1 protein-coding gene is annotated in these 572 nt (G+C 43.5%); it reads right to left on the reverse strand.

Features of this window, described 5'->3' with window-relative positions; translation table 11 throughout:
• Positions 1-55: 55 nt before the first annotated feature.
• Positions 56-487 carry a carbohydrate binding domain-containing protein gene (locus NLX71_RS26400; protein ID WP_254366774.1) on the reverse strand — a complete coding sequence of 144 codons (432 nt, stop codon included), beginning with the start codon at positions 485-487 and terminating at the stop codon, positions 56-58.
• Between the last annotated feature and the right edge of the window lie 85 nt (positions 488-572).

A 572-nucleotide genomic window follows, 5' to 3' on the forward strand; every position in this document is an offset into this window, starting at 1 on the left:
CATATGTCATTCCTCTTTTTGGCATCACTATACCACATTCATCCAATCTATACTATTAGAATTGAGAGACTACTAGTCCAACTACACTTTGGGCACCAGCGGGTGCAGTCCCGGTAACGGTTAATTTGGTCCAATCCTTTGTCCCATCTACAACAGGAGAATACTCTGTATTATCCCATATCCAGGCCCCTGACGCGTCTTGCCAATACATTCTCAAATGAACGCCTTTTCCCGTTATCCCCCTAGTTTTAACAAATGCTGAGAGAGTAAATGTCCTTCCCCCGATGTAAGTCCCGAAGTTGTGCCCTTCATATTGAAACTGATCGCCTGCACTAGCGCGGGTTACTTTCAAAGATTGTTTCCCATTAATTGCTGAAGCCGTATCTATTGCTGATGCTCCATCATTTCCGTTATTTATGACCCAATCTTCAATCCCTTTTTCAAAGCTGGGGTTGGCTAAATAGTTTCCCTGGGCAGATTTATACACTTTTTTAATAACTCAACTTTCGCAGATCAAAAATCGGCTTGAATCCTTGCAGCAGCAGGCATGCTAGGCCATTGGATACCTGGCT

Origin of the sequence: Paenibacillus sp. MZ04-78.2 (assembly GCF_024213375.1) — a bacterium.
GTDB lineage: Bacteria > Bacillota > Bacilli > Paenibacillales > NBRC-103111 > Paenibacillus_G.